Origin of the sequence: Aestuariivirga sp. (genome assembly GCF_037139295.1) — a bacterium.
Taxonomy (GTDB): Bacteria; Pseudomonadota; Alphaproteobacteria; order Rhizobiales; family Aestuariivirgaceae; genus Aestuariivirga.
In genome coordinates this window covers 23,510-35,731 of record NZ_JBAXGR010000034.1, presented here as the reverse complement: position 1 = coordinate 35,731, position 12,222 = coordinate 23,510, and the positions used below count along the sequence as shown (strand labels likewise).

The window sequence follows — 12,222 nt, the reverse complement described above, 5'->3', positions numbered from 1 at the left end:
TGCCCGCATGCGGGCATTGTCACGCTCGATCATCTTGTCGACGAAGCGGGCCTGCGGAATGGTGATGATGACGAAGAGGATGGCGACCACGGTGACGGCCGAAAGATTGAAGGCATTGGCCGCAATGATGCGCGACTGGTTGAAGGCGTCGATGACGCCAACCACCTGAACGAGGGCCGTATCCTTCTGCAACCCGATAAAGTCGTTGAGCAGCGGGGCGATGATGCGACGCACGGCCTGCGGCACGATCACGAACCGCATGGTCTGCATGTAGGACAGGCCCAGCGAGCGCGCCGCCGAGACCTGGCTCCAGTGGATCGACTCGATGCCCGAGCGGTAGACCTCGGCCACATAGGCGCCATAGGTCAGCGTCAGCGCGAGAATGCACCACCAGATGACGGGGATGCGGGTGAGCGTGCGCTGCTCGGCCACCGTCATCGAAGACATGTCGACGAACCAGCCCACGATATGTGGCACGATCATTTCTGGCAGCCCGGACGTCGGGATGCCGAAGCCGATCAGGTACAGCGTCACCACGGCGGGAAGGCCGCGGAAGATGTCACAGTAGAGAATGGCGAGGGCGCGGATGGGCTGGCCGGCCTTGCCGGGCATCAGTCGCGCCAGCGCCACGATCAGGCCCCACACCAGCACGAGGACTTCCGCCACCACAAAGATGAAAATGTTGGTCAGGAAGAACTGCTTGGTGACCAGCCACCACTTCTGCTGCATCAGCGGCAAGTAGAAGAAGGTCTTGCCCACCGCCACGTCGTTCATCATCACGAACACGGCAAAGCCGAGGGCAATCAGCGCGAAGGCGCCCCAGCCGAAGGTGACCCAGCCATTTTCGCGAGACGCCGCCGTCTGTATGCGGGCTTCGACGATGTCACCCGCGGCGAGTGCCGAAGCAGCTTTCCGCGACTCGCCAAAGGAGCGGATGGCCGGGATGAAAAGCAGCGCAGTTGCTGCAATGGAGATCCAGAAGATCACCTGCCAGATGCTCGTGTCCACGCCGAGATAGTCGAGCGAAGACCGGACGAGCCTGGTCGCGCCATAGGCGGCGAGCGTACATAGCGCAGCGAACAAAAGCGACGCCAAGGCAAGGCCATCGGCGCGCTGTGGCAGCGGAGGAGGAGTGTGTTTTTTCACTTGGGAATGGGAATGCCCCCGCCACTTTCAGGCGGCGGGGGCAGTGACCTCAGGGGTTGAAGTAGGGAACGGAGGCCGGGTCCTTGCCCCAGGCGGCCGCCAGATACTTGGCACCCAGCTTCTTGATCGTGCCGTCGTCGATCATCGACTGCATGATCTTGTCGATGGTCGGGTTGTTGGCATTGCCCTTCGGATAAATGGCGCCATAGGATTCGCCTGTCTTGTACTGGCCGATGACGTCCACCTTGTCCGGGTTGGCGACGACTTCGGCGAGCACGATCGACGTGTCGGTCACGGCCACGTCGGTCTGGCCGGCGCGCAGGGCGGCGAACATGTCGCCCTGGTCCGGATAGACCTGGACATCGGTGATGCCGAGCTTGTCCTGAACGAAGGCCGCGCCCGTCGTCGCCTGCTGCACGCCAATCTTGGCAGACTTGATCGTCTTCTCATCGACCGGCGCATCCTTGCGCACCAACACGCCGATGTCGGAGCTGAAATAGGGGACCGAGAAGTCATGGATCTTCTTGCGCTCGTCGGTGATGGAGATTTCCGACATGGCGAGATCGAAGTCTGCGGTCTGGCCGGCGATCAGCGCGTCCCAGCCGACGTTCACCACCTCAAGCTTGTCATAGCCGGCGCGCCAGGCGATCTCGGCCGCCATGCAATATTCCATGCCATCCTTGATGGCCTCCGGCGTATCACCGTTCCACCAGATGGGGGCGGGCAGAGACACTTCGACGGTAAGCTGACCGGCCTTGGCCGGGTTGGCGATGGGGATCGACCCCTTTTCGCCCGCCACTTCGCAATTGCCAATCATGTTGGCGGCAGACGCCGGAAGGCTGAAGGCCAGAAGTGCCGTAGCCGCGAGCAGCACGCGTTTCGAAATCGTCATTTTTGTAAGCTCCCTGTGCTTGGACAACCGAATAGACTAAAATTCGTCCGCTAGGGCAAGTGCGAAGGTGTTTTGTGAAAGACAGGCTGCGCAAACCAAAGTAATGCCTCGCCACATAATTTTTCTTTTGCGGAAACATTCATGCACGCCGTCGGGATTGACTTCGGCACGACGAACACAGTGGTTGCCTTCCCCAACGGAAGTCTGGCGGAAGTACAGGTTTTCGCTCACGCGGCCGAAACGCTCGATGCGCTGCGCACCACACTGTCTTTCAGGCGCAATCCGGTGCAAGGCGGAAAGCCTCTCGCCGACGTCGGTCCGTGGGCCATCAGCGACTTCATTGAAATGCCGGAGGAGACCCGTTTTCTCCAGTCATTCAAGTCCTTCGCCGCCAGCGCGTCGTTCTCTGACACGGCCGTCTTCACCAGCCGTTACCGATTTGAAGACCTCATGCACACCTACCTCGCCAGGCTACGTGAACATGCGGGCCTTGTGGCCTACCCGAAACGCCTCGCAATCGGCAGGCCCGTCACTTTCGCTGGCACGAATCCCGACGATGCGTTGGCGCAGCGCCGCTATGCTGACGCCCTCAAGGGTCTTGGCTTTGAAGATGTGACATATGTCCTGGAGCCCGTCGCGGCAGCATATTTCTACGCGCAGCGTTTAACGCGCGATGCGGTGATCCTTGTCGCCGATCTCGGGGGCGGTACCAGCGATTTCTCGGTGCTGCGGTTCAAGAAGGGCAAGGCTGGCATCTCGGCACAGGCTCTCGCTCATACGGGCATTGGCCTTGCGGGCGACAATTTCGATTTCCGCATCATCGATCACGTCGTCTCGCCGCGCCTCGGCAAGCGGGCGACCTATGTGAGCTGGGGCAAGGAACTGACCGTCCCGAAGCATTACTTCGCCAGCTTCTCGCGATGGAACGAACTCTGCCTGATGCGGCGCCCCGAGGTGCTGCGGGAATTGCGCGAGCTTGCCCGCAGCAGTTCCTCGAAAGACCAGCTCCTCAGCCTCGTCGACCTAATCGAGGGTGGCGTCAGCTATGAACTCTACCGTACGGTCTCCCGCGCCAAGGCGGCGCTGACGGAGCATGAGTCCGTTCCCTTCCGGTTCAAGCTGTCTGGTGTGGACATTTCCGGCAAGATCAGTCGGAGCAACTTCGAACGCTGGATCGCCCCGGATCTCGAGAAGATCGGCGCCACGGCGGATGCAGCCCTTGCAAAGGCTGGGCTTGCCGCGAATGACATCGACCGTGTCTTCCTCACGGGCGGCACCTCCTTCGTCCCGGCCGTGCGGCGCCTGTTCGAGGCCCGCTTCCCGACCGAGAAGATCGACACGGGCGAGCAACTGCTCTCCATCGCCAAGGGTCTCGCCTTGATCGCAGGTTCAAACGAGATGGAGGCCTGGGCCGCATGATCGCTGTCAGTGCCTTCTACAAGTTCGTGACACTGCCCGACTTCACCGAACTGCGCCCAGTCTTGCAGGGGGCCGCGACGACGCGTGGTATCCGCGGCACGATCCTGCTTGCGCAGGAGGGCATCAACGGCACGATTGCCGGAGAGCCCGAACAACTTTCGACGATGATGGATGTCATCCGATCCATCCCGAGCTTCGTCGGCCTTGAAAGCAAGGAGTCACACGCGGAGGAGATGCCATTCAAGCGCATGAAGGTGCGCCTGAAGAAGGAGATCGTCACCATGGGCGTGCCGGGCCTCGACCCCATGCAAGTGGTCGGCACCTACGTGAAGCCGGAGGACTGGAACGCGCTGATCGCCGACTCTGATGTGCTCGTGATCGACACCCGGAACAGCTTCGAATTCGATGCCGGCACCTTCCAGAACGCTGTAGACCCCGGAACCACCAGCTTCGGTGAATTCCCCGCCTACGTGGCGCGGGAACTGGCGGACAAGAAAGACCGCCCCATTGCCATGTTCTGCACCGGCGGCATCCGCTGCGAGAAGGCGACGAGTTATCTCCGCGCGCAAGGGTTCGAGAAAGTCTATCACCTCAAGGGCGGCATATTGAAATATCTCGAAGTGATCCCGCAGGAGCAGAGCCTTTGGAAAGGCTCCTGCTTCGTCTTCGATGAGCGCGAGGGCCTGGCCCACGGGCTCGAGATCGAAAGGCCGAAGCGCTGATCAGCCCGTCCAGCCGAGCCCGGCCGCCACACAATTCATCGTCATCAGCAGCGGCAACATCAGTTTTTCGTCACCCTTGCCGCGGCGCGTGTCCTTGAGAAGTTGCACCTGCCAGCGGTTGGCCTGATCGACCATCGGGCGCACGCGCTCAAAACGGCGCTGCAGGCCTTCGAAGCGCTCACACAGGCGAGTCTCGCCGGTGAGTTCAAGGATAGTCCGCGCCGTGCGGTCATGCTCGTGACGGATCAGTGCAAAGAGGCGCTCGGCGGACGTGCGGTCGGTGACCAGTTCGGCATATTGTTCCGCCACGTTCATGTCCGCGAGGTAGAGTGACTTTTCCACCTCATCCACCGCAAGGCGGAAGCCGCGGGAGCGCATGAACATATCGCGCAGCAGCTTCATGCCATCGCCACCGCGCGGTACGAGGAAGTCGTCGAAGGCATAGCCCAGGCCATACCAGCCGGTGAGCAGGTGGCGGTTCTGGCTCCACGCGAAAACCCAGGGTATGGCGCGCAGGTCGCCGATGCCCTTGGCGCCGAAGCGGCGGGCTGGGCGCGAGCCAAGCTTCAGGTTGGCCAGCTCTTCCACCGGCGAGGCCTGATGGAAATAGTCGAGCAGGCCCTTGTCCTCGGCGAGCTTGCGGTAGTGGCGAAAGGAAGCCTGCGCAATCCACTCCACCGCCTTCTGATGCTCCGGGTTCACCTTGAGCTCCGGCTCATCAATGGACTTCAACGTGTGGACGAAGACGGAGGCGGCGAGGATCTCGAGATTGTGCTGCGCCGTGCCGCGGTTAGCGAATTTGGAGGAGACGACCTCACCCTGCTCGGTGACGCGCATGTGGCCGTTGATGGTGCCGGCCGGCTGCGCGGCGATCGCGCGGCCAGTGGGCGCGCCACCGCGGCTTACTGAACCACCACGGCCGTGAAAGAAGCTGATCGACACGCCCGCATCCCGACCAATGCGGATCAGCCGCCGCTGTGCCTCGAAGAGTTCGAAGCTGGCACAGAAGAACCCGCCATCCTTGTTGGAGTCGGAATAGCCCAGCATCACTTCCTGCCGGCCGCCATGCGCAGCAATCGACGTCTTGACCACAGGGTGCGCGAGCAACTCGGTCATGATCTCGGGCGCGGCGCGCAGATCGTCGATGGTTTCGAACAGGGGCACCACGCGGATGCGGCAGATTTCACGCGCCGTTTCGTCAGCGAACAGTCCGGTGAACTTGGCGAGGAGATAGATGCCCAGCACGTCCGCTGCCGACTGTGTCATCGACAGGATGAACGCGCCGATGGCATCCGGGTCCGGGCCATCAATCGTGTCGCGGATCAGTTCGAGAAGGCCCAGCAACTCGCGCGCCTCATCCGAGACACCGCGAAACTTCGGCAGGAAGCCGAGTGGTTTCGCCAGTTCGGATTCGATCCACGCCTGCCATTCGGTGCTTCCGGTTTCCGGGCCTTCGCCCGGTTCGAGCGGGTTCAGTTTGCGCCAGATTTCCTTCAGGACACGGTTGATGACCGTGGTATTCTGACGGATGTCGAGGCTCACCGAACGGAAGCCGAAGGTTTCCACCTCCCAGCGCACCGGGCGGACCAGCGTGGAGGCGAGCGAGACAGACTGCATCTGCGCCAGCGCCTCTTCGGCGGCATGGAGCTGCTCGATCAGTTCGCCGGTGTCGATGGGCTGGAAGCCCGCGCCCTTTGGCTCATGCGAGAAGGTCTTGCCGAGGCGAATCTTCAATGCGGTGAAGAAGCGGCGAAACGGCTCATGCGCGTTGCGGCTGGCGATCGTTTCGGCATCGCCGGAGAGTTCCGCCTGTGTCTGCACGCGATCGAGGAAGCCCTGCGGGAAGGTGATTTCCTGAGCGGAGAGCGAAACGAGCTGTGCCAGATCGTTCAGCCGTTGCTCGAGCCGCGCCACGATGGCGCTGCGGTTTTCTGCAAGCGCATAGCGGGTCACGTCGACGGTGACAAATGGGTTGCCGTCGCGGTCGCCACCGATCCACGAGGAATAGCGCAGGGGCGGGCGCACCCGGTGTGGTGTTTCCGGATAGTGACGCTGAAGAGCGGCCTCGAGCAGATCGCACAGGCTCACCGTGCGGTCGAACAGGGTTTCACGGAAGAAGTGCAGCCCCCAGAGGATTTCCTGCTCCACCGTCGGCTTCTCGAGGCGGATTTCGCCGGTGAGCCACAGGAGGTCGATCTCGTTCCTGAGCAACTTCAGCAACTGCACGCGCTCGCGCGGCGTCCAGCGCGGGCTCTCAAGCTCATAAAGCTTCAGGTAGATGCGACGGTGGATTTCCAGCACCGTCACGCGCTTGGCTTCCGTCGGATGCGCGGTGATGGTGGGCTGCACATCGATTGTGTCGAGTGCTGTCTGCACGTCCTCAGGCGAGACATTGGCGGCGGCCACCGTGGCGAAGGCGTGGGAGAAGGACCCCGGCACCTGATCTGGCCCGCTGCGGGTTTCCATCTGGCGGCGGTTGCGCATCGCCGCGTTTTCCTCGGCGATGTTGAGGAGCTGCAGCCACATGCCGATGACCTGCAGGGCAGGTTCGATCAGTTCGGAAGAAAGGGCGGGGGCATTTGCAGGCTCGTTGATGATGGCGAGGACGCGCGGTTCGCGCACCCGGATGACCTGGCGCAGCAGGTCCCGCAGCATCATCGTGGCCTCATCCAGATAGACATGGTCCACCGGACCGGTGCTGGCCGCCCTTGCAAATGCTACGTTCGACACCTGATGTGCGCTCCTCAGTTCACCTCAAAACTTGTGCGGTGCAGCACGAAAAGAGTCAATGGCATTCGGGGGCCTTGGCCATAGGTACATGACAGTTGCGCCCGGCCAAGCTACAAGGCCCCCGCCATGCTCCACATCAACGGCTTAACCTACAGAATCGGCGGCCGCCTGCTGCTTGAAGATGCCTCCGTCGCAGTGCCGGAAGGCCACAAGGTCGGCATTGTCGGGCGCAATGGCGTCGGCAAGTCCACCCTGTTCCGCCTGATCCTGGGAGAAATCCCGCTGGAGAGCGGCTCTGTCACGTTGCCGCGCAATGCGCGTATCGGCACCGTAGCGCAGGAAGCGCCGGGGGGGCCCGAGAGCTTGCTCGAAACAGTCATGGCCGGCGACACGGAACTCATGGCGCTGACCGCCGAGGCGGAGACCGCCACTGACCCCCACCGCATCGCCGAGATCCAGATCCGGCTGGCCGACATCGACGCCCACAGCGCGGAGGCCCGCGCCGCCATCCTGCTCACCGGGCTCGGCTTCACCGAGGAGCAGCAGCAAGGGCCCTGCTCTGCACTCTCCGGCGGCTGGCGCATGCGCGTGGCGCTGGCGGCGGCGCTGTTCGCCAAGCCCGACGTGCTGTTGCTCGACGAGCCCACCAACTACCTCGACCTCGAAGGCTCGATCTGGCTCAAGAGCTTCATTCGCGACTATCCGCACACCATTGTGCTGATCAGTCACGACCGCGACCTGCTGAACGAGGCGGTGAGCTACATCCTGCATCTCGATCGCGGCAAGCTCACGCTCTATCAGGGCAATTACGACAGCTTCGAGCGCCAGCGACGCGAAAGCCAGGCGCTCACCGTCAAGCTGCGCAAGAAACAGGAAGAGCAGCGCGACCACATGATGGCCTTCGTCGAGCGCTTTCGCTACAAGGCCTCGAAGGCACGACAGGCGCAAAGCCGTCTGAAGGCGCTCTCGAAGCTCGAGCCCATCGCCGAACTCGTGGAGGACCGGGTCGCGCCGTTTTTCTTTCCCAATCCCGAGAAGGCCATCGCCCCGCCATTGGTGAAGTGGGACAAGGTCAGCGTCGGCTATGCCGAGAACAAGCCGGTGCTGCGCAACATCACGCTGCGGCTCGACCCCGATGACCGCGTGGCGCTGCTGGGGTCCAACGGCAACGGCAAGTCGACCTTCGCCAAGCTGCTGTGCGGCAAGCTCGAGGCCATGGCGGGCGAGATGAAGGCCCCCGCCCGGCTGACGGTCGGTTATTTCGCCCAGCACCAGCTGGACGAAGTCTCGCCCGAGCGCACGCCCTATTCCTATTTTGCCGAGTTGATGCCGGACCAGCCTGAGTCAAAACGCCGCGCCAAGCTCGGCGCCTATGGCTTCGGCGCACAACTCGCGGATTCGCGCTGCGAAACCCTGTCCGGCGGCGAAAAGGCGCGGCTGCTCTTCGCGCTTGCCGCCTTCCACGCGCCCCACATCCTGGTGCTCGACGAGCCGACGAACCATCTCGACGTCGACAGTCGCGAGGCGCTGATCATGGCGATCAACGACTATGAGGGCGCCGTCATACTCATCAGCCATGATCGCCACATCATCGAAACTTGTGTTGACGAGCTCTGGCTCGTCAACGATGGCACGGTGACGCGCTTCGATGGCGACATGGACGACTACACCCGCCTCGTCCTTGAGCGTTCGCGCCAGAACCGCCGCGCCAGCCGCTCCGTGAAGGCCGCCCAGCCGGAACAACGCGCAGCGCCGAAGCCCGTTGCCGCACCCGTCCAGAAGGTGGCCGACAAGCTCGACCGCAAGATGGATGACCTGCGCGGCAAGATCGACATTCTCGACAAGGCCCTGGGCGACCATGAAATCTTCGCGCGGGAACCGAAGAAGGCCGCGGATTTCGGCAAGCTGCGCACCAAACTCGCCGCCGAACTCGAAGATCTCGAGAATCAGTGGCTCGAAGCCCAGATGGGCTGAGCGTCACGTGCCGGCAGCGCGGTTCTGCCAGCGGCCCTGCTCATCCTGTTGCCAATAGCTCACTTCGTGGCCTGCCGCCTTGAAGCGTTTCCAGCCAGCACGCGCCGCCTCGACCGCCTGCTGGTCATTGCCATCGAACATGATGACGGCGCGGGTCAGACCACCGATCTCTCCCACCTCCGCACCGTCGACGTAGAAACGGATATTGGCGTTGTTGGGGTTTTCATCCTCGGCTGTCAGCCACACCGGCTGAAGGTCTGGCAAGCCATCGGCCTTGGTGCCATGTGGCAGGAAGCTCTCGTCGTCAAAACTCCACAACTGTGCAGCGAGTGCCTCGCTCCGTTCTTCACTTCCGGCCTGCACCACCACCCGCCAGCCGCGCTCAAGGCTCATGGCAAGCAGTTTCGGCAGCACGCTATCCAGCGGCTGCCGCTCAAGGTGATAGAAGAAAACCGGTGTCATAGGCCCCATTGAGCAACGCTCCCGCCCCCGGTCAAGCCCGCTTCCGGCTCCTTCCAGGGGGCCATGCTGGCAATGTTACTATATTGCAGCTTCTGCAAACTCCGGAGAATTCTACAACCAGACGCAACATAGCCGATTCGGCAGCAGCGGAGATACACGTGAGACTGACTGAGCGTGACGAGCGGACCCTTCCCCTCACTGACGCCCCTACGACCGCTAGCCTTTACTGCCTCGTCGCCATGGTGGCGGATGAGGCCTCGCAGGCAGGGCACCGGGACTTCGCCAAGGCGCTGGAGACGGCTCTGGGCGGTTTCCTCGCTACCCTGCCGCCGGACCAGCAGGGCAATGCCCTGCGCCTGTCCTACGAGCTTGCCATGAACAGCGTTGCGGAAGGCGAGGAACCGGCCCTGCCACGCCTTCGCCTGGTCTATTCGCGCTAGAAGTCGGTCTTCTCGCCGCCCTCGGTGATCCGGCGGGCCACGAAGTCGTCGATCTGCTCCAGCGCCGCCGGATCGAGATAGGGTTGACGATATTCGGCCAATGCCTGCTTCCACAGCGCATTGGCTTTTTTATCGGCGGTGGGTGCGCCGGCAGCCTGCCAGCTCTGGAAATTCCGCCAGTCGGAAATCAGCGGCTGGTAGAAGGCGGTCGAATAGCGCTCCAGCGTGTGCTGCGCGCCGAAGAAGTGGCCGCCCGGCCCCACCTCCTGCATGGCCTTGAGCGCCATCTCGGCTTCGTCCACCACGACGGGCTTCAGGAATTCCTGCATCATCTGCAGCAGGTCTACGTCCAACGCGAACTTTTCGTAGGAGGCGACGAGACCACCCTCCATCCACCCTGCCGCATGCTGGATGATGTTGCCACCGCCCATGATGGCGCCCCACAGCGAGAACGCCGTCTCATAGGCCGCCTGGGCATCGACACTGTTCGCGGCATTGGTGCTGGAGGTGCGATAAGGCAAGCTGTAGCGCCGGGCCAACTGCCCACCGATGATGCAGGCCTTCATGTATTCGGGCGTCCCGAAGGCAGGTGCACCCGACTTCATGTCGACGTTTGACGTGAACCCGCCATAGACGAAGGGCGCCCCCGGCCTCACCAGCTGTGACAATGCCAGGCATGCCAGCGCCTCGGCATTCTGCTGCACCATGCCACCGGCCAGCGACACCGGCGCCATGGCGCCCAGCAGCGTGAAGGGGGTGACCACCACGATCTGGTTCAGCTTCGCCATCTCGATGATGCCCATGGCCATGGGCACGTCGAGCTTGAGTGGCGAGTTGGTGTTGATGACAGTGTAGGTCGAAGGCTCCTGCAGCAGCTGCTCATGGCTGATGCCGCGCGCCAGACGGATGATCTCCAGTCCATCGAACAGCCGCGCCCGGCCCGTCGCGTAGATGAAGGGAACCTTGTCGGAATAGACCATCTTGTTGCGCGTGATGTGCAGATGCCGGATGGATGCATGGACGTCGAGCGCATCGACACACGCGCCGCCCGCCGTGTGCACCGTGTTGAAGAACTGCGCCAGTTTCACGAAATTGCCTGCATCCTCCAGCGTGCCAGGTCGGCGTCCCTTGTCGAGATCGGAACAGTTGGGAGGCCCACCCACTGGTGCAAAGGCGATCCACTTGCTACCCACCCGGATGCTGTGCCCGGGGTTCCGCGCATGGAAGGTGAATTCGGCAGGAGGCGTCTTCATCGCCGCCTCGACGATGTCGCGCCCGATGCGCACTCGCTCGCCATCCACCAGCGCGCCGGCCTTCCGCAGGATGTCGCGCGCCTCGGGCAGCAGCACGTCCATGCCGATCACCTCGAGAACCTTCAGCGACTGACGATGGATGGCCTCCACCTGGTCATCGGACACCACCCGCGCATAATCCATCGGGTGCTGCGGCTGCTTCCATGGCAGCTGCTGGATCGGCGTGTGGGCGGCGTCGGCGCGGCGGCCACGGCGCTGGACATTCATGAAACGTGCTCTGCAAAGGCCACGGCGATTGCTGCCGCAACTTCCGCATTATGTTTCACGAGGGCAATATTGGCGGCAAGAGATCGGCCCGCCGTCACGCCCGCAATCTCGGCCAACAGGAAGGGTGTGGTCTCCTTGCCCATGATGCCCTGAGCCTCGGCCTTCTTCACCGCGGCATCGATGACGGGTGCGATTTCCTCAGCCGGGATTTCCGCCTCCTCAGGGATTGGATTGGCAACAACCACACCACCCTTCAACCCCATCGCCCACTTGGCGCGCATCACGCCCGCAACCTCCGCCGGCGTGGCGCAGCTCATCGGCACGGCATGGCCACTCTGGCGGGAATAAAAGGCAGGAAACTCGCTGGTGCCCAACCCGACCACCGGCACGCCCAGCGTCTCAAGCGTCTCGAGCGTCAGAGCCAGGTCGAGGATGGCCTTTGCGCCCGCCGTCACGACGGCAACATCGCTCGCTGCGAATTCCGTCATGTCGGCGGAGATGTCGAAGGTCTTCTCGGCCCCGCGATGAACGCCACCAATTCCGCCGGTGGCGAAGACATGAATGCCCGCCATCGCGGCAATGCGCATGGTGGAAGCAACCGTCGTCGCACCATCGAGTTGTTGGGCCACGATGAAGGGGAGGTCCCTCACCGAAACCTTGGCAATGGAACGCCCCTCGCGCCCGAACCGGTCAAGCTCCTTAGGCGTGAGCCCCACCTTCAGCACGCCGCCGATGATGGCAATGGTGGCGGGAACAGCACCGCCCACCCGAACAATCTCCTCAACCGCACGTGCCGTCTCCACATTCTGCGGATAAGGCATGCCATGGGCGATGATGGTGGATTCGAACGCCACCACAGGGCGGCGCTCTTCAAGGGCGCGCCGTACCTCGTCAGTGAAGGACAACGGATAGGCCAC

10 protein-coding genes are annotated in these 12,222 nt (G+C 62.8%); 4 read left to right on the top strand and 6 right to left on the bottom strand.

Annotated features, from left to right (window positions below; all coding sequences use genetic code 11):
- Positions 1-1,095 (bottom strand): amino acid ABC transporter permease (locus WCJ41_RS10845; protein ID WP_336905873.1); only part of this gene is annotated, 1,095 nt, incomplete at its 3' end.
- Positions 1,096-1,195: 100 nt separating this feature from the next.
- Complete coding sequence (locus tag WCJ41_RS10840; protein ID WP_336905872.1) at positions 1,196-2,038, bottom strand: ABC transporter substrate-binding protein; 843 nt, start codon at positions 2,036-2,038, stop codon at positions 1,196-1,198.
- Between the two features lie 141 nt (positions 2,039-2,179).
- On the opposite strand from WCJ41_RS10840, the gene WCJ41_RS10835 reads away from it, so the two are divergent.
- Positions 2,180-3,457, top strand: a complete 1,278-nt coding sequence (locus tag WCJ41_RS10835) for an Hsp70 family protein (RefSeq protein WP_336905871.1) — start codon at positions 2,180-2,182, stop codon at positions 3,455-3,457.
- Positions 3,454-4,179 carry a rhodanese-related sulfurtransferase gene (locus WCJ41_RS10830; RefSeq protein WP_336905870.1) on the top strand — a complete coding sequence of 242 codons (726 nt, stop codon included), beginning with the start codon at positions 3,454-3,456 and terminating at the stop codon, positions 4,177-4,179. The genes WCJ41_RS10835 and WCJ41_RS10830 overlap by 4 nt, the downstream gene beginning before the upstream one ends.
- Here WCJ41_RS10830 and WCJ41_RS10825 read toward each other — a convergent pair whose 3' ends face one another.
- Positions 4,180-6,909, bottom strand: coding sequence for a phosphoenolpyruvate carboxylase (locus WCJ41_RS10825; RefSeq protein ID WP_336905869.1), 2,730 nt, complete (start codon positions 6,907-6,909; stop codon positions 4,180-4,182).
- A gap of 126 nt (positions 6,910-7,035) precedes the next feature.
- Between WCJ41_RS10825 and WCJ41_RS10820 the strand changes: the two genes are divergently transcribed.
- Complete coding sequence (locus tag WCJ41_RS10820) at positions 7,036-8,883, top strand: ABC-F family ATP-binding cassette domain-containing protein (protein WP_336905868.1); 1,848 nt, start codon at positions 7,036-7,038, stop codon at positions 8,881-8,883.
- A 3-nt stretch (positions 8,884-8,886) separates the two neighbouring features.
- Here the strand turns inward: WCJ41_RS10820 and WCJ41_RS10815 are convergent, their stop codons facing one another.
- Positions 8,887-9,345 (bottom strand): DNA polymerase III subunit chi, encoded by a 459-nt coding sequence (locus tag WCJ41_RS10815; RefSeq protein WP_336905874.1) that lies wholly within the window; start codon positions 9,343-9,345, stop codon positions 8,887-8,889.
- A gap of 158 nt (positions 9,346-9,503) precedes the next feature.
- Between WCJ41_RS10815 and WCJ41_RS10810 the strand changes: the two genes are divergently transcribed.
- Entirely contained in the window at positions 9,504-9,785 is a 282-nt protein-coding gene (locus WCJ41_RS10810; RefSeq protein WP_336905867.1) for a hypothetical protein, read from the top strand.
- Here WCJ41_RS10810 and WCJ41_RS10805 read toward each other — a convergent pair.
- Complete coding sequence (locus tag WCJ41_RS10805; RefSeq protein WP_336905866.1) at positions 9,782-11,305, bottom strand: trimethylamine methyltransferase family protein; 1,524 nt, start codon at positions 11,303-11,305, stop codon at positions 9,782-9,784. The genes WCJ41_RS10810 and WCJ41_RS10805 overlap by 4 nt on opposite strands.
- Positions 11,302-12,222 (bottom strand): pseudouridine-5'-phosphate glycosidase, encoded by a 921-nt coding sequence (locus tag WCJ41_RS10800; protein WP_336905865.1) that lies wholly within the window; start codon positions 12,220-12,222, stop codon positions 11,302-11,304. Before WCJ41_RS10800 ends, WCJ41_RS10805 begins: the two co-directional genes overlap by 4 nt.